Origin of the sequence: Psychrobacter sp. UBA3068 (genome assembly GCF_002366815.1) — a bacterium.
GTDB classification, from domain to species: domain Bacteria; phylum Pseudomonadota; class Gammaproteobacteria; order Pseudomonadales; family Moraxellaceae; genus Psychrobacter; species Psychrobacter namhaensis.
Genome location: NZ_DFBY01000011.1, coordinates 46,116 through 70,999, shown reverse-complemented (window position 1 = coordinate 70,999; position 24,884 = coordinate 46,116). Strand labels below are relative to the sequence as shown.

General features: G+C 45.1%; 15 protein-coding genes. 7 read left to right on the top strand and 8 right to left on the bottom strand.

The annotated features are described in order from the left end of the window. Positions 1–40: 40 nt before the first annotated feature. The 4 genes from B2P60_RS02860 to rsmG form a co-directional block, all read right to left on the bottom strand. A complete protein-coding gene (locus B2P60_RS02860) occupies positions 41–775 on the bottom strand; it encodes a MotA/TolQ/ExbB proton channel family protein (protein ID WP_226949485.1) in 735 nt (244 codons plus the stop codon). An 85-nt stretch (positions 776–860) separates the two neighbouring features. After that, a complete protein-coding gene (locus B2P60_RS02855) occupies positions 861–1,991 on the bottom strand; it encodes a ParB/RepB/Spo0J family partition protein (RefSeq protein WP_193006149.1) in 1,131 nt (376 codons plus the stop codon). Between the two features lie 158 nt (positions 1,992–2,149). Continuing rightward, complete coding sequence (locus tag B2P60_RS02850; RefSeq protein WP_286739335.1) at positions 2,150–2,929, bottom strand: ParA family protein; 780 nt, start codon at positions 2,927–2,929, stop codon at positions 2,150–2,152. 137 nt (positions 2,930–3,066) lie between these two features. Then, complete coding sequence (gene rsmG / locus B2P60_RS02845) at positions 3,067–3,783, bottom strand: 16S rRNA (guanine(527)-N(7))-methyltransferase RsmG (RefSeq protein ID WP_193006151.1); 717 nt, start codon at positions 3,781–3,783, stop codon at positions 3,067–3,069. A 361-nt stretch (positions 3,784–4,144) separates the two neighbouring features. On the opposite strand from rsmG, the gene B2P60_RS02840 reads away from it, so the two are divergent. The 3 genes from B2P60_RS02840 (at position 4,145) to B2P60_RS02830 (ending at position 8,911) form a co-directional block, all read left to right on the top strand. Then, positions 4,145–6,874 carry an ATP-binding protein gene (locus B2P60_RS02840; RefSeq protein WP_230709744.1) on the top strand — a complete coding sequence of 910 codons (2,730 nt, stop codon included), beginning with the start codon at positions 4,145–4,147 and terminating at the stop codon, positions 6,872–6,874. A gap of 168 nt (positions 6,875–7,042) precedes the next feature. Next, a complete protein-coding gene (locus B2P60_RS02835) occupies positions 7,043–8,164 on the top strand; it encodes a helix-turn-helix transcriptional regulator (protein WP_193006153.1) in 1,122 nt (373 codons plus the stop codon). A 99-nt stretch (positions 8,165–8,263) separates the two neighbouring features. After that, positions 8,264–8,911: a TerD family protein gene (locus B2P60_RS02830; protein WP_193006154.1), complete on the top strand. Its 648-nt coding sequence runs from the start codon at positions 8,264–8,266 to the stop codon at positions 8,909–8,911. A 138-nt stretch (positions 8,912–9,049) separates the two neighbouring features. Here B2P60_RS02830 and B2P60_RS02825 read toward each other — a convergent pair whose 3' ends face one another. Further along, positions 9,050–10,033 carry an ion transporter gene (locus B2P60_RS02825; RefSeq protein ID WP_286739331.1) on the bottom strand — a complete coding sequence of 328 codons (984 nt, stop codon included), beginning with the start codon at positions 10,031–10,033 and terminating at the stop codon, positions 9,050–9,052. A 159-nt stretch (positions 10,034–10,192) separates the two neighbouring features. Next, positions 10,193–10,456, bottom strand: coding sequence for a hypothetical protein (locus B2P60_RS02820; protein ID WP_286739329.1), 264 nt, complete (start codon positions 10,454–10,456; stop codon positions 10,193–10,195). Positions 10,457–10,719: 263 nt separating this feature from the next. Between B2P60_RS02820 and B2P60_RS02815 the strand changes: the two genes are divergently transcribed. Continuing rightward, positions 10,720–11,373 carry an OmpW/AlkL family protein gene (locus tag B2P60_RS02815; RefSeq protein WP_286739328.1) on the top strand — a complete coding sequence of 218 codons (654 nt, stop codon included), beginning with the start codon at positions 10,720–10,722 and terminating at the stop codon, positions 11,371–11,373. A 192-nt stretch (positions 11,374–11,565) separates the two neighbouring features. On the opposite strand, the gene B2P60_RS02810 is transcribed toward B2P60_RS02815, so the two are convergent. After that, the gene (locus B2P60_RS02810) at positions 11,566–13,314 is read right to left on the bottom strand and encodes a 2-oxo acid dehydrogenase subunit E2 (RefSeq protein WP_286739326.1); all 1,749 of its coding nucleotides are present in this window, start codon (positions 13,312–13,314) and stop codon (positions 11,566–11,568) included. A gap of 25 nt (positions 13,315–13,339) precedes the next feature. After that, complete coding sequence (gene aceE / locus B2P60_RS02805; RefSeq protein ID WP_286739325.1) at positions 13,340–16,153, bottom strand: pyruvate dehydrogenase (acetyl-transferring), homodimeric type; 2,814 nt, start codon at positions 16,151–16,153, stop codon at positions 13,340–13,342. 583 nt (positions 16,154–16,736) lie between these two features. On the opposite strand from aceE, the gene B2P60_RS02800 reads away from it, so the two are divergent. The 3 genes from B2P60_RS02800 (at position 16,737) to B2P60_RS02790 (ending at position 24,755) form a co-directional block, all read left to right on the top strand. Further along, on the top strand, positions 16,737–17,441 hold the full coding sequence (locus B2P60_RS02800) for a hypothetical protein (RefSeq protein ID WP_286739324.1): 705 nt from the start codon (positions 16,737–16,739) through the stop codon (positions 17,439–17,441). Positions 17,442–17,479: 38 nt separating this feature from the next. Continuing rightward, complete coding sequence (locus tag B2P60_RS02795) at positions 17,480–19,294, top strand: hypothetical protein (RefSeq protein WP_286739323.1); 1,815 nt, start codon at positions 17,480–17,482, stop codon at positions 19,292–19,294. A gap of 163 nt (positions 19,295–19,457) precedes the next feature. Continuing rightward, complete coding sequence (locus B2P60_RS02790) at positions 19,458–24,755, top strand: hypothetical protein (protein WP_286739322.1); 5,298 nt, start codon at positions 19,458–19,460, stop codon at positions 24,753–24,755. Positions 24,756–24,884: the final 129 nt, after the last annotated feature.

Here is a 24,884-nt window from a genome sequence, read left to right as displayed (position 1 = left end):
AATAACCCTAGGCTCGAGGCTTACTAACATGATTGCTGTGTTAAGCATTGGCTGTGGCCACTTTGTCTAGATCTGAGGGGTTCACTGACGACCCATAGCCCACCCTCCCATCTAACGCTGTACCATGATCAGCCTGATTAAAACCAGAAAGATGCGTGCTGTCAAACAACTGATAGTCGTACAGCTCTTGAATCATAAGCCCAGCTTGGGTCTCAAATTGAGCATTAATATCGATAATGCGGCGCTGAAAGTAACGATAAGCAACAAGCGCAGGGATAGCAACAATCATCCCTGCAGCCGTAGTGATGAGCGCCTGTGACACGCCAGCTGCAAGCATTGTGGGATCTTGCATCGCCCCATCCGTAATCGCTAAGAATGAAGAGATAATACCCAATACCGTGCCCAGCAAACCTAGTAGCGGCGCAATGGCCCCGATGGTGCCTAGCATATTGATGTTTTTTTCTAATTGGTGAACTTGCACGCTCGCACGATTCTGCATATGCATCGTCATCGACTCTAATCCATACTGACGATACAGCAAACCAGTCGCTAAAATGTCACCAAGCGCCGTTTTTTCTTTCACGTTCATCAGTTGTGTGCGGCCAATATCCCCATTTTCCCGTAGGCGGGTTATCAACTGCTCGCGCAGTCTGCTCGGTACAATTTTGTTAAACTGTAAAGTATGGCTACGCTCGATAATGATAACCAACGCCAATATTGAGCACACCACAATAGGCGTCATGAGCCAACCACCCGCTTTCACCAACTCCCACATACTGACTCTCTTTTATATTTTTATAAAAACAGACATTGCCAAAACACTTGAAATTGGAACCGTCACTGCAAACGGGTTTAATGCCTCAACCCTGCGCTTCTATGTGCTTAATCAAAGCGGCCAGCTGATCTTGACTATGGAAGAATATCTCAACGCTACCCTGACCGTCTTTTTTATGCTTCAGTTTTACCTGCGCCCCTAGCACGTCTGTCAGACGTTGCGTCAACTGCTCAGCATCGCGAGATTGTACTTGTTCGGTGCGGTTGGTTTTAGGCGGTGGTTGCAAAATGGATTTAACCAGCTTTTCCGCTTCGCGCACCGTCATACCGCCATCAATGATTTTTTGGGCAATGATAGGCTGCTGGTCAGATGATAGGGCTAAAAGTGTACGCGCGTGCCCCATATCTAGAGCGCTGTTTGCCAAATGATCCTTTACCGTATCATGCAGCTGGTTCAGACGCAGTAGATTCGATACCGTCGTGCGTGCTTTACCAACTACCTCAGCGATCATAGCGTGACTCATACCAAACTCTGTATGAAAGCGCTGTAATGCGGCAGCCTGTTCGATCACTGATAGATCTTCACGCTGGATATTTTCAATCAGCGCTAGTGCAATCGCCAACTCATCGGATAAGGCGCGCTCAATTGCTGGAATAACGGACTTTCCTGCCATCTTTGCTGCACGCCAGCGACGTTCACCCGCAATGATTTCATGAGTCACGAATGCTTCACTTTTATCTTCATTCGCAAGCAATGGACGTATAACAATAGGCTGCATCACGCCATGTTGTTCAATAGAAGACGCCAGCTCTGCAAGCGCCGTTTCACTCATATCACGGCGCGGTTGATACTTGCCAGCTTGCAAACGCGTCACATCGATTTGCACCAAGCTGATTTGGTCTTCTACGCTCGTATCCGAGCCAATACCACGCGACTTGTTGGCAGCGGCTTTACTGGTCGTACGCGGCAAACGCGCTTTTCGATGACTGGTATCAGACGTGTCAGGAGCCGTTGGCTTGGCAATCAACGTCTCACTAGGTTTTGCACGGTCTGGATGAGCTGGCGCATGTTTAGTTGGCGTGTCAGCTGGCAAAGCATGGTCACGCGCAGCCATATCGTCTTGCAAGGCAGAGGCGGTAATTTGCTTTTCTTTTTTGATTGACCCCAACAAGGCATCCAAGCCTCGATTGGCAGCCAACCCTCTCTTCTTCGCCATGATTACCTATCCTCTAACGCTAAAATAAAAGCCAAATAATGATTAATGCGGCTTACTAAAGATACAATATTAATTGTTTTATTACCTAACTGGGTGCGTTCACTGCTGACTGGTCAGTTTCTCTTACACACCATTATATTCACTGATGCGCCCTATCATTAGCGGCTTTGTTTTATCACTTCTGCTGCTAATTTTTGATAAGCACGCGCCCCTTTGGACCATCTTTCATACGCGATCACAGGCAGGCCATGGGCAGGCGCTTCTGCCAAGCGAATATTTCTTGGAATGTGAGTTTTATACATAATATCGCCAAAGTGAGCTTCTAATTCAGCAGACACGTCACGAGCCAATGTGTTCCTCGCATCAAATAGCGTTCTTACCACACCGCGGATATACAGCTTAGGATTAAGCTCTGTCAAACGCTCAATGGTTTGCGACAAATCTGCCAATCCCTCTAGGGCGTAGTATTCACACTGCATCGGAATAATCACTCCATCAGTCGCAACCAACGCATTAATCGTCAGCAAGTTCAAGCTTGGCGCACAATCGATAATCACATAATCGTATGGCTGCTTTTGCGTCGCTACTTGGTCATTGACCAAATCAGCCATCGCTGTTTTAAACAACTCGTGACTGTCAGCCTTACCCATCAAAGTAATATCCATGCCGGCCAAATCACGATTGGCACCGATCACGTCAAACCCTGCAGGACTACTGACAATCGCATCGGACAGCGACACACCATCAAGTAGCACATCAGCGATGGTCAGTCCCAGCTCGTTTTTGTCCACACCAGTACCACTGGTCGCATTGCCCTGTGGGTCTAAGTCAATCAGCAGTACGTTCTTGTGCTTAGCAGCCAAGCTCGCGGTCAAATTTACTGCCGTCGTGGTTTTGCCTACGCCGCCTTTTTGATTCGCAATTGCTATGATTTCCATACACTCACTCAATTTAATTAGGGTCTGTTACTATTATTCTATTCTTTTTGTGTCAACTATCGTCATTCCTAGCACTGAATTGTCATCACTACCATACTGCTGTTGCATGACTGCTACCTCAACAAGGTGCTCATAGCTTAGACATTTTTAGCCGACAATTCAATTAAATGACGACTGTCATGCAGGCGTGGTACGGTCAATTTAATGGTTTTTATCAACCAATCACCCTCAAGTGCTTGTAGCTCTTCGTCGCTTGGCGCTTTACCTTTCATGGCGCATAAATAACCCTTGTCCGCCAACCGTGGCTGCGCTACTTCAACAAAGTCAATCAAGCTGGCAAACGCTCTGGACGTGACCACATCGTAGCTGGCCTCATGTGCTTCAATACGTGAGGCAATAGGCTGCATATTAGTTAAACCCAGCTCGCTACTGATTTGCTTAATAAAACGGATTTTTTTCTGATTACTATCAAGTGCCGTACACTGACGCTCAGGCTGGCAAATCGCGATAATAACCGCCGGCAAACCTGCCCCAGTACCGATATCAAGCAGTGACCCTGACGGCAAATGCGTTATAATAGCCAAACAATCAATCACATGTTTGATCAGTGCTTCTTCTGGATCGGTAATTGCGGTCAGATTATACGCTTTATTCCATAACAAAAGCTGATCTAAGTACAATAATAGCATGCGCTGCTGCGTCTCACTTAAGGGTAGACTTAGCGTGTTTATTGCTTGTGACAAGGTATTGGCGAGCGCTGGCAGTTGTGAGCCGAGCTTTACAAAGCCCGTCGGGTCAATATGGATATTGCCCATACTAGCAGACGATGAAGAGGTTTTAGTAGAAGCTGACATACAACGTATTATCCAGTTTTGACATGTGAACCGTCTATTTTATCATGCAGCCTGCCTATTGAATAGTTGCAGATTGCGTCAATGTGAGACATCTTATACTATCTGCCCTGACATGAAGCACATTAATCTTGTTTAATAGCTGCAAAACTACTGTTTATTTACCGCTATACTTGACTCATGATACTTATCTACAGCGTTATGGTAGCTTGTAAGCTATTTTTATTAACTGGCAAATGTTCCTCATAAAAACCCAGTAAACGTAGGGCGCTTTTAAAACGATCTACCAAACACTTATGACCGACAGCCACACCCTCCTATATCTCAAGTATTAAAATACACTAATCGTAAAGACACTAATAATATGGCAACACCTATTTCTACATTGAAAGACAATCAGCAAGCATCAGACACGCCGCACCCTGTTTTTACTGACGTTAAACAACGCTGCCTTATTACCGCAGAACAACTAAAGCGTTATAGTGAGCCAAGTGAGCTACCAACAGACACACGCACAGCGCCTGATTTAGACGTTGGTTTTGGGCAACAGCGTGCAATCAAAGCCTTGCAGACTGCTTTGGACATCAAAGCCAGTGGCTATCACGTGTTTGCCGCTGGTGAAAATGGCTTAGGTAAGCGTACTATTATCAGCCGCTTACTCAATCGCATTGCCGCCGACGCACCGACCCCTGATGATTGGGTCTATGTGCATAACTTCACCGATCCCCGTACGCCCTTGGCTTTGCGCTTGCCTGCTGGTCAAGCCGCACTACTGCAACAGCAAATCAACAGTTTATGGCAACAAGCAAAAAAACGCTTAAGTCAACGCTTTCGTAGTGATCAGTACCAAAGCAAAATCGAAGCCATTAAAAACAACACGCACGAGCAAGAGAGTCATGCTTATGAAGCGCTCAATGCTGAAGGCAAGCAATATGACCTAGCGTTGACGTTTCGCTCCTTTGATAATAAAGCGATGTTTGTCCATCCGAGCCAACTACCAACAGAGAACAACGATCATGATGGTCATAGCCCTAAAGCCTCTGACAGCCATATCAGTGAATCAGAAACAAGTGGCCGTAATAAGGAGGGTCGCCCTAGTACAAATGACCGTCCTACTGACTACGGTAATAGAGAATATGAAGCTGAACTGAGTAACTTTGCACAAAAAAACCACATGCAAAAACGGCTAAGTCAGCTGACCATCGCTTTAGAACAGCTAGAAGACGAAGCCAATGACGCCATAGAAGCGCTGCATCGTAGTATTGCAAGGCGTGCATTACAGCCTTTATTTGCGCCTGTTTATGAGCAGTTTTCCGCTCATCCACTTGTCATTGACTACCTCAAAGCGGTGTTTGCCGATATGGTCACTCACGTAGAGCGTATCGTCAACGGCGATGATGAAGAGTTTGTGACGGCAGTGCTCGCCACAACGCCAAGCCGCTATGCGGTCAATGTCATTGTCAGTCACCCGCCTGATAGTGGCGCCCCTGTCATCTTTGAAGACTTGCCAACACACTTAAACTTATTGGGACATGTTGAGCAAATCACGCAATTAGGCACAGTGACGACGGATGTTAGTATGATTCGAGCCGGCGCGCTACATCGTGCCAATGGTGGCTACCTATTGTTAGAGGCCAGCCACTTACTCGAGCACCCTTATGCATGGCAAGGGCTCAAGCGTGCCTTACAATCACGCAAAATTAAGCTGTCAAGCCTTGAGCAAATGCTGACCTTAACAGGCAGCTTATCGTTATCGCCTGCGCCAATCGACCTTGATATTAAGGTTATTTTGTTAGGCGAAGCGGATTTATATTATGAGCTGCTTGAGCTTGAGCCTGAGTTTGATGCCGTCTTCAAAGTTCGCGCTGACTTTCATGATGATGTGATACGTACCAGCGAGCACGAATTGGCACTGGTCGCCAAAATGGCTGACATCATAGACTATGCCAACCTTTACCCATTTGATCGTCACGCGCAAGCCACTTTGCTTGAGCATTTAAGCTTACAAGCGGAAGAACAAGACCGCTTGAGCCTACACAGCGATTTATTGATTAAACTCCTGCATGAATCCAACCGTCATGCGCGTTTAAACGATGAGAGTATTGTGACTGCTGAACACGTCACGCAAGCCATCAATGATATGGATGAGCGCTCAGGATACTTGCGTGACTTGTATTGGGATGAGCTTAAAAATGGCCAACAGCTGATCCAAACTCAAGGCCGTGCGGTCGGACAAGTGAACGCGCTCACGGTGGTCAGTTATGCTGATAGTGAGTTTGGTATGCCAGCACGTCTGACCGCTGTTATTCAACCAAATATCGGCGCCGGAGAAATACTCGATATTGAGCGCGATGTAGATTTGGGCGGCAGTTTACACGCCAAGGGCATGCTGATTATGACCAGCTATTTGCGTGCGTTATTTAGTCAACACCATGCCTTAAACTTTAGCGCCTCGCTTGCTTTTGAACAAAGCTACGCGCATATAGATGGCGATAGCGCCACTGTCAGCGAAGGCTGTGCGTTATTGTCCGCCTTAGCAAACGTACCTATTGACCAATCTTTTGCCATCACAGGCTCCATGAACCAGCTGGGTGAAGTACAAGCCGTGGGCGGTATCAATGCTAAAATTGCAGGGTTTTTTGATGCCTGCCGCGAGCAAGAACTGACGGGCCAGCAAGGGGTGGTCATACCGATGGCCAATGTCAAACAACTCATGCTGCGTGACGACATTATAGACGCCGTTAACGCTGGCAGCTTTCACATTTATGGCGTCCATACGCTAAGTGAAGCCTTATCATTGATGACCGGCCTGCCTATCGACACGATGAACAAAAAAGGTCGCTATCGCAAAGACACGTTGTTTGGCAAAGTGTTAAGCCGTTTGATGTTGTGGGATGAAAATCAAAACGAAGAAGATGACATTGACGATAAAAAGTCAAAAAAAGAAGACAAGAAAAAGCGCAAAGCCAAACGTCAAAAAAAAGAGGACAAAAGCAGAAAAGATAAACGTCAGGATGAGAAAAATAACAGCGAAGTAACCAGCAATGGGGCGCACGATGACGAACAAAACATTGATAACGATGAGGTCAAATAATTCCTTATATGATAGTCAATCTCCTATAAAATAAAAGCAGTCTATGAGGATACGTGATTACAGACGAACGTCCCTAGACGCTGCGCTGCTTTTCTGCGATGATAAACTGTGAATGGCCCACCAAAAACGGGTAAAAACTGACTGTGACTTCATAAAGGCTATCTCTTAATGACTGTACCTCTTACTGACGCCAACTCCCTGCACGTTCAGACGGACCCTAACGAGCAGGCTAATACGCCAGCTGCGACAGACAGTAGTGCCTCAGAAAGTGCCAGCGATGATCGACATGGCGCAGCAACGACGGCACGGCAATGGCAAGTGCTGTCCCAACTACAGCGCAATCGCTGGGTCGGCACGACACACGTATTTGAGCAGCTTATCATGGCAGGTTTTGACATCAGCTTACGCACAGTACAGCGTGACTTAAATGCGCTGGCCAAACGCTTCCCTATCGAAAAAAACAACGCCAATCCCCAAGGGTGGCGCTGGTGCGATGACGCGCCCTTACAAAGCTTACCGCATATGAATCTGTCGCAAGCAGTCGCTTTTAATATGGTTGAGGCCAATCTCACCCAACTTTTGCCCCCCGTTATCTTAGATGAGTTGTTCCCTTGGTTTGATTTAGCACGGCGACAGCTTAAAAACAGTAAGGTGACCCATTCGTGGATAGATCGAGTGCGTATCGAACCTGCCACTCAGCCATTGATTGCGCCGCACATTGACTTAGACAGCAAAGACAATATTTACCATGCTTTATTTTATCAATTACAGATAAAGGCCTGCTACACACGCAGCAACAAATCACAGGCCAGTGAATACACCCTAAATCCCATTGCGATTATCCAGCGCGGCGTCATTATATACTTAGTGGCCACCCGTACCGACGACCCAGAAGCCATCATCCGCACCTTTGCCTTGCATCGATTTGCCAGCGTGGAGATCCTTGAGAGTGCGGCACAAACACCTGAGAACTTCCAACTCGATACGTATTTGGATGCAGGTGGGATGGGCTTTAGTCATCCACTATTTAGTAAGCTACCCAGTCATGGCAAAAACACACCTATTGAGCTACAGTTCACCAAACAAGCGGGAAAAAGCCTCACTGAAAGTAAGCTAAGTGATGACCAAACTGTCACGTTGAATGACGACGACACCCTGACAATCCAAGCAACGGTCAATTTGACCTCCCAACTGGTCTGGTGGTTACGGGGTTTTGGCAGTGGTCTGTTAAAAGCCACGCCTGAGCTGCTGTATCAAGCTGTGTTGGATAAATCTATAGATCATGAATAACCCTCATAGATAGCCATCATGAATAATAATAGCGCTTAAATTCTGCGGTCTTCAAACCCATCCGACCACTTTCAACATTAAGAATTAAAAAGGAATGTTATGTCAACTACGACCCCATCACCATTACTTTCAGACAGTTTAAAAGGGCTGGGTTTAGATGCGGGAACCTTGTTTTTTGCGCTGAACTACGAATTTACTAAGATTGAGCCAAAAGGCCTGTTTAAGCGCTTTAAGAAAAACCAAGGTGCGATTGACATTGACTTAGCCTGCGTCTTGTACGATGAGCTTTGCACCATTCGTGACATCGTTTGGTTCAAGCAATTGCGAGATAAAGCTGAATCCGTAAAACATCAAGGTGACAGTCTAAATGGCAAAGATCGCGGCGAACAAGCGATGTATCTGGCACCACTTGATCAAGAGCAGATAAGGCTATTCTTGGATAAGATTCCAGCCCATATCACCCACATCGCTATGATAGCCAACTCTTATCACGATCATCCGTTTTCTCGCGTCAAAAAAGGCGAGATTCATCTGAGTGATGATGAGGGCAATCGGTGTTTTGAAGTCAATCTAAAACAGCTACCCCGTGATTGCACGACGCTTTGGGTCGCCCATTTGCGCCGGGAGGTCGATGACTGGCATTTAACGCTACATAATTTGCCACTGTCTGCTGAGGGTCTAGCAGAGGCAGCAAAAGAAGTGGCACATGAGTTGGCGCGATCTCTCCCCATTCCGCAAGGCGTGTAAGTACTACTGAGGGCGTGTCCTCATTTTAAAAACGTAGAAGGGTGCCGTGTTATCAATACACCGCACCCTTCTCTTTTTTTAAAATATCAAGTATTCACTATCAAGTCTCGTCATACAAACAGCTTACAAGACAAGACTTTATAGTGGCTCACCGCAATGGGGACAGAAGTTCTTTTGTCGTATTTCTACCTCTCTTTCGCGCCGCTCAAGCTCTTGCTCGCGCAGTACTTGCAGTACGATATTTTGTGCCTGCTCTTTATCCAGTCCGAGCTCTCGGCGAATTTTATCAATCATCATCTGATTCTGTACCAAATCAAAGTCACTATCAATCAGTTGCTCGCGAAAGTGTTGCTCAAGCTCCTCTCGGCGCTGCGCCAACTCATTGGCCAGACCGGTCGCCAAAATACCGGCAGGCAATGCGGCCAAGCCCACACCCAATATCGTAATGATAGCACCCAATATTTTGCCCGCATTGGTAATTGGTATGACATCACCATAACCTACTGTGGTAAGCGTCACCACCGCCCACCACATGGCTTTGGGAATTGACTCAAACTCTTCTGGCTGCGCATGGTTTTCAACCAAATAAATACCACTAGAGGCGGTCACGATCATAATAATTAAGATAAAAATGACCGCTTGAAATGAGCCTCGCTCTTTACTGATCACCACCAGCAAGATACGCAAAGAAGCAAAATAGCGTGTCAGTTTAAGAATACGGAACAAACGTAGAATACGTAAGAATCGCAAATCGATGGAGACAAAGAAGTTTAAGAACGCAGGGGCAATAGCGATCAAATCAATCAACGCTGAGGGGCTCTTTAGCCACTCCCAACGCTGACGCCAAGTCGTGTGATCGGGCTTTGCTTCGGCAACACTCCACAAACGTAGCAAATACTCGATAGAAAATATCACAATAGAGAAGTTTTCAAACAAAGTGAAATAGCTTTGATAGGGGTAATACCACTGATCAACAGATTCGGCAATGACTGCAGCCACATTGGTCATGATGAGAAATATAAGAAAATAGTCGACACAACGGCTAAATAGCGTGTCATGCTCATCATTTTGCAAGATATTGTAAACAAAAAGACGCAAGCGCCGTATAGATTGGAGTAGCATGCCGTCCCTATGCGGTGAAACACCGGTCTTATATTAATAGAATAAAGCAGCCATCACAGACTATGACTCTAACGCACGATTCTCACAACCAGCTTACCACCATAAAAAAAGTACTACTAATGGCGAGATTGGCTGTTTATTATGCATTATGATAAGTGATTATACAAAATTTGAATAATAAATGTAGACAGCGACAAACAACACCAATGCCACCGCTAAGACAGCGTATCTTAAAAACTGCTCATCCGCACGTAACTGCTGGCTGACATCTTGCGCAGGTAATAAGAACAAACCACACTCCGGACAACAAGCATCCACTCGATTCAATATCTTTGCAGAACGGGCGTTTTCACAGCGGAGTGGAGAGTTACTACAATAGCCAAGCATACTAGGTTGCGCCTCCTTTATATCATAATGACTCATTTATAATACAGATCAAGCTCTACTCCCAACGTCCATTACTTTTATAAAAGCTTTGACCGCTTCATTGTGAGCAACAACAGCGCTATTTAAGAAATAAAGAAATATAAAAGCAATTAAAACCTTACAGAAAGCAGGGTTTTATACTATAATAGAGAGACAGTGTTACAGATTACTAAAGAAACATAACATTGTGTATCGGTAACTAATGCCATCCCTCATTAGGTATTTACCACTAATCATCTATTACGTTGAGGAATCAAACGATGAAACTACAATCCCTAGTTTTAGCCGCAGCCACTGCTCTTACCATGACCACTGCCTTTGCTGTCCCTGCTGGTACTTGGTCTGTTGCTGCTGGTGCACACTATGTTGACCCTAAAAGTGACAACGGTACTTTAGCAAACACTGATCTTGGTTTAGTTGCGAATGTCGATGTTGATGGCGATGTGCGCCCAACCATCAGTGGCGAGTACTTTATCGCTAACAACGTTGGTGTGGAGCTATTAGCTGCTATTCCATTTCATCATGATTTCACTCTAAATGATGCTACTGGTAACGAATTGCTTACAGGCAAAACTCAGCATTTACCACCTACTCTTTCACTACAATACCACTTCGATGGCTATAACCTACCTATGAATGTGAAGCCATTCGTTGGTGTTGGTGTGAACTACACGACTTTCTTTAAAGAAAAAATTTCTAACGGCGCGGACCTAGATCTTGATGATAGCGTTGGTGTTGCAGGTCATATCGGTCTAGATATCCCATTTGCCCCAACTGAGTCATTGCGTATCGATGCGCGTTATATGGACATCAAAACCGATGCGAGCTTAAATATTGACGGAACTAAGTATGAACTTGGTGAAGTAGATATCAGCCCTTGGGTATATGGCGTTGCCTTTGTAAAACAGTTCTAATATAGCTTACTGCTATAAACTGAACACCATAAGTAAAAGAAGCCAGCTTAATAGCTGGCTTCTTTGTGTCTGCAAATGCCTTTTATTGCTTATTGAATAAGAGATATAAAAAAGACCATCCGTAGACAGTCCTTTTAACAAAATATCTAATGTGACTTAACAAAAAATATCTAATGTGACTTAACAATAAGTCTACAGCAAGATTCGGCGTGGATCTGCCAATAAAGTTGCGATATAACGGGTAAATACGGCGGCATCAGCGCCATTAATCACGCGGTGATCATAAGACAATGATAGTGGCAACATGAGACGCGGCTCAAAATCTTGCTTTTTAGCATTCCAGCGGGGCTGCATACTTGCTTCAGAGACGCCTAAAATACCAACTTGTGGCCAATTTACCAGCGGCGTAAAGGCTGTACCGCCTAAATTACCTTGGCTTGATATGGTAAAACTTGCACCTTGTAAGTCTTTGGTGCTGAGTTTTTTGTCCCGAGCTTTGACGGCAAGCTCGCCAATCTCAATAGCAATTTGCTTCAGACCTTTGTCTTGCACATTTTTGATAACAGGCACGATTAAACCGTCATCCGTTGCCACAGCAATACCCATATTGACACTTTTACGCAAGATAACTTGGGTATTGTCATCGCTCAAATGACTGTTAAAACGGGGATGCTGCGTCAAGGCGTAGGCAGTGGCTTTAACCACAAATGCCAAGATGGTAAAACCAATCCCTTCCGCTTTCATGCCACCTTTTAGCTCACCGCGTAGCTTTTCGGTCTCAGTGATATCAGACAGATCAAACTGCGTCACTTGCGGCAACAGCGTATTGTAGTTAAGCTGCGGTATGGAGACTTTTTGCAAACGACTGAGATCTTGTGCTTCTGTCTCACCCCAGACCTCTGTGTTACTCATATCAGGAAGTGTTGGTAACCCTGAGCTGACTGGACTACCGGCCGCAGGATCAGCTTTTTGAGTGCTTAGGCTTTCTTTAACATGGGCAAACAAGTCTTCTTTTAGGACACGGTCATTCAGTGCCGAGCCACTCACTTGAGTGATATCTACGCCCAATTGACGGGCCAGCTTACGCACCGCAGGACCAGCATACACATCGACCAGCTTTTCATTGACCTGTGCTTCTGTCAGCTTGTCTTTTTTCTGATTGTTGGCGGTATTGGTCGTGTTAGATTTAGCCGCTTGCTTTGGCTCACCAGTTGTTTGCTTATCCGCGCTACTGTCTGACTTAGCTTGCGTAGAATCTTGCGCAGCGGGTGTGTCAGATTTAGACTCACTCGCATCTGCATTGCTTGCTTCATCTGAACCGCCACCCATGATGACAATAAAATCTTGACCGTTAGCGACCATATCACCCGCTTCGACCAATATTTTTTCAATCTTGCCTGCTACTGGTGCGGGTACTTCAACCGACGCTTTATCAGACTCAATCAGTAAAATTGACTGATCAGCGCTAACCGTATCGCCGACACTGACCATAATCTCAGACACTTGGGCTTCATCGACACCTAGGTCAGGCAGTGCGTAAGTGATTGCCTTTTCTGAACTATTGGCTGGCGCACTAGACTCAGTCTTATCTTTAGAGGCAGAATACGATTGCTGGTCTTCTGCTGCTGTTGTTTGACTGTCACTGTCTTGAGTATCTACGTCATTAGTATTTACATCGGTATCGGCAGCATCATTGCTATTATCTGCAGCACCATCCTCGCTCTCAATTTCAATCAGCACCATACCTTCACTGACCTGATCACCAACGGCAACGCTAATTTTGGTGACCTTACCAGCAGCAGAGCTTGGGACTTCAACCGAGGCTTTATCGGATTCTAGCAAAATGATGTTGTCATCTTTTGCGATGACGTCACCAACCTCTACCATAATTTCGCTGACTTCAGCGCTATCGACACCCAAATCGGGGGCTTTAATGTCCATGGTTTATCTCCTTGTCTTATGATTATTATTCTTTGACATCGCCATCATTGAGTAAAGTCGCATCCGCTTGATCTTCAGCACGGCCTTCGTTGCTGATCTCTTCATCTTCCTCACCGATAAACTCCGGCACAGGAGTGGGATTGACATTGTCGGGTGCTGGCGCATCTGGAAAATGATCATAATGAGGCTGGATTTGCCATGCAGGTGGCTGATCCGCTTCAATACCGAAGCTTGAAATCGCATCTTTAACCAAGCGCATTTCTACCTCGCCCTCATCTGCTAAGCGTTTGAGGGTTGCGACGACAATATGAGCCGCATCGACGTGGAAGAAGCTGCGTAGTTTTTCGCGAGTGTCTGAGCGGCCATAACCATCGGTCCCAAGGGTGGTATAAGGGCGATTATCAGGCAACCATCCGCGTATCTGTTCTGAGTAGTTACGCATGTAATCCGTCGCTGCTACGACAATCCCTTCGTGCGGTGCCAATTGCTCGGTGACCCAAGGCACTTTTTCTTCTTCCATTGGGTGCAAGCGGTTGTAATCATCGCAAGCCATTCCATCACGTGTCAGCTCGTTGAAGCTGGTCACGCTCCAAACGTTGGAGGTAATATTAAACTCGTCTTTTAAAATCTTCGACGCTTTTTGTACTTCACGTAAGATCACACCAGACCCTAACAGCTGTACTTGACTTGAGCCATTGTCCTCAAGCAGATACATACCGCGCTTGATACCTTCCTCACAGCCTTCTGGCATCGCAGGCTGCTCGTAGTTTTCGTTCATCAGTGTTAAGTAATAATAAACGCGCTCGCCTTCTCCGTACATACGGCGTAAGCCATCATGCATGACAACAGCCAGCTCATAACCGAAGCATGGATCATAACTGACGCAGTTGGGTACCACATTAAATAAAATCTGTGAGTGCCCATCTTGATGCTGTAAGCCTTCGCCATTTAGGGTGGTACGACCCGCTGTTGCGCCCAATAAAAAGCCCTGCGCTTGACAATCGCCCGCCGCCCACGCCAAGTCACCAACGCGCTGGAAACCAAACATAGAATAGTAGATGTATAGAGGTATCATTGGTAAAGCGTTAACTGAGTAACTGGTCGCAAGCGCAATCCATGTGCTCATCGCACCCGCTTCATTAATGCCTTCTTCTAGCATATGACCATCGATGGCTTCTTTATAACCCATCAACGCTTCACTGTCCTCGGGCGTGTACTTTTGGCCTGACGCTGAATAAATACCCAACTGGCGGAACATGCCTTCTAGACCAAAGGTACGTGCTTCATCAGGAACGATAGGCACGACACGGTCTTGGATGTCTTTGTTTTTTAGCATCGCTGATAGCAAGCGGACAAACATCATCGTCGTCGACTGCTCTTTGCCATTACTGCCTTTTAACACACGATCGAATATGGATAAATCGGGTATGTTTAATGGAATATGTCCACTACGACGATTTGGTAAATGCCCGCCCAACGCTTCACGGCGACCTTTTAGATACTTCATCTCAAGCGAGTCTTCTTTAGGGCGATAAAACGGTAGAGTCTCAAGCTCTTCATCGGTAAACGGCAAATCAAAGCGATCACGGAAATATTTCAAAGAGTCATGATCTAACTTTTTAATTTGGTGCGATTTATTAACAGCCTGTGCTTGCGTAGAGAGACCATAGCCTTTGACGGTTTTAACCAAAACAACCGTTGGTTGCCCTTTAGTCTTCATGGCTTCACTAAAAGCGGCGTAGACCTTTTGGGGATCATGACCGCCGCGGTTTAGACGGGCAATGTCTTGATCAGATAGCGCATCAGCCATCTCTTCTAGCTCTGGGTACTTACCAAAGAACTCTTTACGAGTAAACTCAGGGGTACGCGCTTCATATAACTGGTACTCACCATCAACCACTTCTTCCATACGATGTTTAAGCACGCCTGTATGATCATTGGCAAGCAAACTGTCCCAATTACCACCCCAAACCACTTTAATCACCCGCCAGCCTGCGCCGCGGAATACAGACTCTAACTCTTGAATAATTTTGCCATTACCACGAACAGGACCGTCAAGACGCTGTAAGTTACAGTTAATCACCCAAATCAGGTTATCCAGCTTCTCACGACCAGCAAGTGATATCGCCCCTAAGCTTTCTGGCTCATCGGTCTCACCATCTCCTAAGAATGTCCAGATTTTACGATCTTCTTTTTCAAGCAAACCACGGTTTTCCATATAGCGATGTACGTGCGCATGATAGATCGACATGATGGGGCCAAGTCCCATAGATACCGTTGGGAACTGCCAATAATCAGGCATGAGATATGGATGGGGATAGCTTGATAAGCCTTTACCACCGACTTCACGGCGAAAGTTATCTAGCTGATCTTCACTCAAACGCCCTTCTAAATAAGAACGTGCGTAGATACCAGGGGCTGAGTGACCTTGATAATAAATCATGTCACCACCGAAATGATCACTCGCGGCTCGGAAAAAATGGTTAAAACCTGTCTCATAGAGCGTGGCACTAGAGGCAAATGTCGCTAAGTGACCCCCTAAATCGTCGTCGTTTTTGTTCGCACGCATGACCATCGCCAACGCGTTGTAGCGAATCAACGCACGAATTTTGCGCTCAATCGTCAAGTCACCAGGATACATTGGCTCGTCTTCAACTGCGATCGTATTGATATAAGCGGTATCGAGGCGATTAAATGGCAAGCCTTCTTGAACCGCCATGTTGTATAAGGCTTTTAGTAGAAACTGAGCACGATCCTTATCTGCATGTTTGATAACAGACTCAAAGGCTTCCAGCCACTCTTGGGTTTCGGTGCTATCAGCATCCTTATAATAATTCATCTTCGTTGTCCTTTTTTGTCAGTCCATCCTGCCTAATACAGGACGTTATTAAATCAAATTAGTGTGTTCATAGTGTCTTACGTGAATGGTTCGCTCAATGACTTCCTTGTTAATTTTAAAAAGTGGCATTTAGTATGGTGCATTTACGTGACGATGTATGACCGCCTAGTTATAGAAAGTCACGTTGCAACTTAATGTGTGGGGTTAATTATCAAATAATAATAACGCTTTATTATAGGCGTTTATGGAGGGGTTGTTTATAGCGATAAGAAAATGACGATATGACAAGTATTTCTGAAATAAATAATGATTAGTGATTAGGTAAATATTTACAGTAGATAGGGGTAAAAATGAACGTTAATAGAAATCCTAACAAGCATATGACCTGATCCAACCTAATTATATAATCGACATTTTTCTGGTTCTGTAAAGACCTATCTCCTTCTGTCGACTACATTCGACATTTTCGTCACCCATACCCTCTAAACATACGTTCGTCTTATTTTTGTATATTAATCATGCTCTAAACACTACTATCATTTCAGAGCTTTATTAATATTTTGACATTTTTATCGGAGTTATCATGGATTTGTCTGCGAAGTTATCAGAACTAAAACCCAAGATGGCTTATTGGATAGCGTTAGTTATATTGTTATTTTTCCCAAGTTTTGCAGCATTTGCCGCTACTTGCCCAGCTGGTCACGTTTCTTCAACGCTTGAACCTGCAGAGTATCAATGGCCAAAAACATCGGCAGTAGGCAGCACTTCTAGTTTAGATGATGTCACCATTACAGGATCCATGACCACAATTGGCAGCTCACAGAGTATCAGTGGTGCCGTTAACCCCAGTTCTACGATAGACGGCGCATTTTTCATTAAACAAGACATGAACAGCAAAAACGATACCAACACTGTCACATATAAGTTTGATAAACCTCTTTCTAATCTTAATATAAGTGTTTATCACATTAATAGAGCATTATGGTCTTTCCTTTATGGTTATGATTGGATAGATAGAGTACAGTTTATAGCTAAAGATAAGAGTAATGGGAACGTACTGCCAGAACTAGGAGACCCTGGAAGATTTGTTAGTACTTCAGTAGACACAGCGTTTGCGGATAGTGAGCTATTTGAGTTGTGCAGCGATAATGATTTTAGTAACCGCTGTAAAGTTACTGCCTCTTTTAAAGAACCAATCTCAGAATTAAGCATTGTATACGGGAATACGAATGGCGCCAGAAATAACCCGGAGGAGCAAAATATCGCAGTCACTTTTGACGATTTCTGAGACCATCCCAGATTCTGTGTAACTGCCATTTAGATTAAATGCTTACCAATACTGGTAACGTCACCGACACCTATACAGTTACAACAACAGGTGATGACACCTCTGAGCTTACCACTGCTACTCCAGACTATGCACTGGGAACTTCAGACAGCATCGCATATACCATTGTACAGTCTAACGGTGACCCTCTAACACCCGATCAAACTAGTGCATTGAATGCTTTTAATCAGGTTTCCGAGGGTACGCTTACTAATGGCGGTACTATCCAGTTATCACCAGGTTTAAGAGCGAATCTTAGCTATGAGGCAGCGACACCTATCAATCAAATAGGTAATGATAAAGGTGTGGGTACCCTAACGGCAACGAGTGCTTTCTTTACTACTGTCAATGCTGCTAAGCCCACGCTAGTCAATGAAAACCAAACACTGGTGAAACTTCCAGTATTCAAGATTGAAAAGACAGCAGTTTGTGGTACTACTGCTCCTTGTTCTACTTTAGATTTAACCGCTGCTACTCCTACGATCGACTACAGTATCAAAGTAACTAACGTATCTACTGATTACAGCGATACAGCTACAAGCTTTATCGTGAGAGACATTTTGCCGCTAGGCATGACTCTAAATGGCACTGTTACTGCATCCGGTGCTACAGTTACCTCTAATGCTAGAACTGAAGATAGCCGGACAATTGTTGACATCACTGTACCAAGTTTGGCGGTTGGCGCAAATCAGGTTATTAGCTTCAAGGTCGACGTTGACAAAACTAAATACACTAAGGCTAATAGTTCTGCTACCAACCACGCCACGGTTTACGATAAATTCGATAGTGTTACGCCTGTACTTAGTATGACCCCGAATGATACCGAGTACGACATTGTTGATAGTACAGATGACAGCACTCCTACTCTTAATACTACCAAAATACCTACTGAGGACTCAGACACACTTGGCGCAGACACAACGCCGACTATTAGCTTTACCAGACGTGTTATCACTCTGGCAAGTTCAACTACCTTAAAAGAAATTGCACCAATTACAGTTACGGACGGCACAAGTACGGATGGTCAGGTTACGTATCAAGTCACTATCACTAATAAGGGACAAGATACCGAAGGCAACGCTGACAACCCATTAACTTTTATAGTTACTGACGGTAGTAACGAACAAGTAAATCCTGTTGGTCCGCTTACTCTTGTTTACAATTCACCAGATGGTACGCCTACTGAACCAATTCAAGTTGAACCTACAGTTAACGGAAAGGCTTACACCATAGTTAGTTCATTGACCGGAGGTATCGGTATAGCTCCAGGTGGGGCAGTAACTATTAGTTATAACATGGGTTCTACTGATGCACTCGTCGGTAGCTCCGAGACTACTACCGTGAAACTGACTGCTAGCGGTAACGGTGCTCCTACTAACATAGAGCCTATTACTCATACAACGTATGTCAAAGGCCTAACGTTAGATAAGTTCCAAGCATTAGACATCAACTGTGATGGCATCATTTCAGGAGCAGGTGAAATCAACTTCACAAAAGATCCAATCGAACAAGCAGAACCTGATCAATGTGTGATTTATAGAATCGATGCTAAAAACACCTCTTCTACAGCACCATTAGGTTTTGACATTACTAATTTGCTTATTGCTGATGCGACATCTCAGTACAGCACTGCAGCTGACTACGTTGCTAATACCGCTAAAATAAAAATTGGTTCCGCTGCTGAGTCTAATGCTGTTAAAGGTACACCTCCAGCGCCAGACAGTGTTGATTCTATTTATGCCAATGTCTCTACATTAGCGCCTCAAGGTACAGCGACACTGAGTTTCAGAGTGAAGATTAAAAACAATCGTTAAACGATCACTCTGTATCGTCAACTTAATTCAAACAGATAGTTTTAAGGTCTATAAGCATCTAACGGGGCTTATAGACCTGCCTTCACCTAAAAACCATGCGGCTAAAGTACTCTAAATCAAACAGTGTGTTTTATTGGATAAGCGACATATGACAGAGCAGTCAATGACATTGTCTAAACCCACGTCATTACGCAGCGTTCAGATTTCTGCGTTGACGTTAGCCATGTTACTTATCCAATCGAACATCGCGATCGCAGCTGCTGCCTCAATTCCAGCAGCAAACCCTCAGTTGCAGATCATCAATAATATTGCCAATGCCAGCTATCACGTCAACAGCCAAAATGACACAGCGATTGCTACTGCCTCAAATCAAGTACAAATCAAAGCCTCCCATCTGCCTGAGTACGGTATTGGTTTGACTCAGCAGCCGGTACATACCGTCATGCCCAATGCCTTGGTAAACTGGGTTAATGTCCTAAGTAACACCAGTTATAGCAATCAAACTGTTAAGCTAACGTTAGATATATCTCCCACCCTTTCTAATGTAAAAGTTTATCAGGAACTAAAAGACAAAGGACGTGTAGAGCTTTTTTTCGATAAAAACTTTACCACCCAAATTAAGCTTGGACATAGCGAAAGCATCCAACTTATCGTACAAGCTTTGTCAGATCCTAATGGTAAGAGTGGCGACACTGCCAGCGTTAAGATGGGGGCAGTTGTATTAGAAGATCGATCAGTATCAGCCGCTAATGCTATAGATGAATTACTCATCGTTGAACCTGAGATAAAATTCACAACCTCTGGGTTTGATGAAAATAAAACCACCTTACAAATCGGTGAGAATGTCTATGTCGATGCCAGCTACGCGCCATGTAACGTCCAGCTAGATCAGCCAGATCAGGTGTGGGTCACGATCACCTCGTTATTGACTGGTGACAAATACTCATTGAAAGCGCTTGAAACGGGCAACAGTACGGGTAAGTATCAGTTGTCTGCACCGACACAAAACAATGCCAATGCTGTCAATGACAAGCTCATTCAGACGTTAGCAAACGATACCTTAACTGCTAGCTTGAACGCTTGTATCGCGCCCTCTGTCGGCACGGGAGATGACCAGCTACCGAACGATGGCGACTTAACGGCACATATCGATGACTTAGATACGCAAATCAGTGTCATCGATGACAACCCAAGCCTCGTTGTGACCAAAGAAAGTGACGTGAGAAGTGCTGAGATTGGTGATTACGTCAGTTATACCATCAATGTCTCCAATAGCGGCAACTCTACGGCTTTTGATGTACAACTAAAAGATGCCTTACCACGTGGTTTTGACTATGTGGATGGTAGCGTGCGCCTCAGTCAAACTACTGATATCGACATCAATAAAGCACAAACCACTGAGTTTAAAGCTGACGGTAAATATCAGGTATTAAACTTGGGTAATATAGCAAACGGTGAAAGTAAAAAAATCACATACCGTGTACTGATCGGCGCTTCATCATTGGGCGGTGATGGGATCAATCGTGCAACTGCCATTGCTCATAATGAGCAAGGTCAACGCTTAGCATCAAGAGAAGCCCAATGGAAAATTGATGTAGAGCGTGGGGTCATGAATACCGATGGCATCATCATCGGTAAGGTCTACCACGATATCAACGGTGATGGCATTCAACAAAAAGAAGATGGCGAGCTTGGCGTTGCAGGCGTGCGCATCTACATGGAAAACGGTAATTTTGTCATTACCGATCCTCAAGGTAAGTATAACTTCTATGGTGTGAGCGCCAAGACTCACGTCCTAAAAGTTGACCGTACGACGCTTCCTCATGCCACCGACATGATCACCCAAAGTAACCGTAATACTGGGGATGTAGGTAGCCGTTTCGTGGATTTAAAGTACGGTGAATTGCATCGGGCTGACTTCGGAGTTATTGGCGATACGAGCAATAGCACTGAGCGCTTAAACATAGAGCTGATCGCTCGTAGTCAATCCGTGAGTGCTAAAAACGACACACTTGAGCAAGCAGTAAAAACCGAGCTGACTTTAGACCCTGACTACGATCGTGACAATACGGATAACGTAGATGCCAGTGGCTGTAATATCACCGCTGATCTAGATTTGGGTAATAATTGTGACTCCGCTATTATCAATGAAATGACTGATCCCACTGCCAATCGTGTGAATATGTCGACTACTACTGTTGCGCCTCCGGTAGAAAAAGAGCTAGAAGAGTACCTAAAAGAAGTGGCTAGTAATGATGTGGCTTTTATTAATCTCAGCGAAGGCCAGCAGCTAAGCACGTATAAACAACTGGTACAGGTACAAGCGCCCCTTGGCTCACTGTTCACGCTATATGCTAATGGAAAAGCAGTATCAGAGCAGCAAATCGGTAAAACTGCTGAGCAAGAAAAGCAGCGTGTTACTGCTTTTGACTACTATGCCGTTGACTTACAGCGCGGCCACAACACCTTACGCGGTGTGGCTACTGACGTAAACGGTAACGTTATCTCTGAGCAGACTATCAAAGTATTAACCCCTGAAAGTTTACAAGCGATCGATTATCGTACCCAAACGCAACTAGTCGCAGCTGATGGCATAAGCGAATACCAAGTCGTTATCAGCCTAAAAGATCGTGATGGCCGCCCTTATATCGCCTCAACACCAATCACCATTGATACCAATATTGGTCGTGTCAATCTTAATGACAGCAGTAAAGAGCAAGCGGGCACTCAAGTTATCGTCTCTGGTGGCGAGCTACTAATACCAGTGACCGCGCCAAGCGCACCAGGTAAAGGTGAATTGGTCATTGACACGGGCAGTCGCAAACAGATCATTCCGTTACAATTCACGGCCAAACTACGTCCACTCATTGCCGTTGGTATCGTTGAAGGCACTGTCTCGCTCAAAGACTTCGATGGCGATAGCATCACTGATGCTCAAGGTGCATTCGAGCAAGAACTCAATGACTTTGCAGGCGATGATAACTATACGGCTTCTGGTCGTGCGGCGATGTTTCTCAAAGGTAAGGTGCGCGGCGACTATCTTTTGACATTGGCTTACGACAGTGACAAAAAAGGCGAGCGCTTGTTCCGTGATATCGAGCCTGGCGAGTATTATCCTGTATACGGCGACTCATCAGCCAAAGGCTTCGATGCGCAGTCTACCAGCAAGCTTTATGTGCGCTTAGACAAAGGTCGTTCGTTTGCGATGTATGGTGACCTAAAAACTCAAATTGATAATGATGAAGGTATCAAGCTGGGTCAATACAACCGTACGTTGACCGGTATAAAAGCTCAGTATGAAGACAATAATACTCGCATTACTGCCTTTATGGCCGAAACCAGCACTAGCCAGCGCGTCAATGAGACTCGCGGCTTAGGCATATCCGGCCCTTATCCGTTGGGCGAAAACTTTGACGCCGTTGTAGAAAACTCAGAAACCGTTGAAGTGATCACGCGTGATGCAAACAATCCTGGATTAATCATTCAACGCACGACGCTTACTCGTTTTGCTGATTATGAGATTGATCCTATTAGTCGCAGCTTATTTCTAACAGCGCCTATTGCTAGCCAAGACATCAATGGCAACCCTATTTATCTACGTGTCACGGTAGAAGTAGATGAAGGCGGCGAAGAGTACTTGGTCGGCGGTATTGCTGCCAAGCAACAGCTGACTGATAAAATCGCTATCGGCGGTAGCTACATTCATAGTGACGACCCGCTGAATCAAGAAGAACTGGCAAGCGTCAACAGCGTCATTAAACTCAATGATACGCTAAAGCTGGTTGCCGAATATGCGATGAATAAAACTGAAAACCCAAATTTTCAGCCCAGCAATCAGGTTAATACAACAAAATTAGACGGACGTGACGCTAAGGGCGATGCGCTACGTGTCGAGCTCGATTTTGATAATAAGAAAAACACCCGTGCTAAAGCGTATTATAAAGACACTGATGAAGGTTTTGTGACTGGCGCCTCGCCACAAACGGCTGGCCGTGAAGAGTCGGGCGCTGAGGTCACTCACTTAATCAATGATAAAAATACCGCCCTAAAATTTGAAGGCGTACACACTAAAGATCACACAACCAAAGCCAGCCGCGAAGGTATTTTGGCCAGCATTGAGCAACGCTTGAGTACCAATGTCGTAGGCGAGATTGGTGTACGTTATTATAAACAAGAGGCCACTGCGGCCTCACGCAATACCCAAGCAGCTACAGACGTCGTAGATGTTACTGACGACACTGTCTTTAATGATGACATCATCAATCAATCAGCACTGAATAGTGTCAATGACGCTGAAAAAGACATCGAAGGTATCACGGCCCGAGCGCGGCTCACCGCACGTCTACCAAAGCTAAATAACTCTTTAGTATTTGCAGAGTATGAGCAAGATATTAACAACAGTGATCGTAATGCCACATCTATTGGCGGTGAGACGCCGCTAGGTGACTTGGGGCGTCTGTACGCTCGTCATGATTTAATCAACAGTCTATCTGGTAGCTATGGTTTGGATGATACGGAAGAGCGTCAGCGTACGGTGGTTGGGTTTGACGCCAACTACATGAAAGACGGCAAAGTTTATAGCGAATATCGTATGCGTGACGCCATCAGCGCCCGCGAAGCTGAAGCTGCTATTGGCCTAAAAAATAAATGGTATGTTCAGCAAGGCTTAACGATAAACACTTTGTTTGAACGGGTTGAATCCCTAGAAGGCGATACCGAAAATACCGCAACGGCAGCCGGTATCGGCGTTGAGTATCTTGCAAAAGAAGACTATAAAGCCTCTGCTCGTCTTGAAAAACGCTGGGGTGAGACCAGTGATACATTATTAGGTAGCGCTGGCATTGCTTATCGCTATACCGATGATGTCACTTTACTGGCTAAAGACATCTACTCACAAGTCACCTATGATGAGGGCGTGCGTACGATCAACCGCTTCCAACTTGGCGCCGCGTATCGTGATTATGATAGCAATCAGCTAGACATGCTGGCGAAGCTTGAGTATCGCTTAGATGATAACAGTACAGGCGACGACGCTTATCAAAAAGATGCGGTTGTTTGGTCTTTGAGTAGTAATTATCACCCAACGCAGCCACTCACCTTGTCTGGGCACTACGCAGGTAAGTACACTCAGTTTGGTGCCGATAACATCAGCAGTGACAATACAGCTCACGCGCTTTACGCTCGTGGTCTTTATGATGTTAGTAAGCGCTGGGATATCGGCTTACAAGCGGGTACTTATTGGAACAAACAAGCGGATGATGTGACTTACATGTTGGGTGCAGAAGTTGGTTATAGCCCGATGACCAATCTTTGGTTGTCATTGGGTTATAACTTTATGGGCTTTGAGGATGAAGACATCGCTTATGATGACACCACGCAACAAGGCGCCTACTTTAGACTACGCTTTAAATTTGATGAAGAGTTATTCACGCGTGATGACCCACATAAAAACAAAGTCTAACCAATACTGCTACCTTATAATTTATCCATATTGTCGTGCTATTTACTGATGACAACATGAGCGATAAAGTTTGCCGCAGGCAAAAATGAACACCTATAAATACAATCACAAAAAAGCCGACATTATATG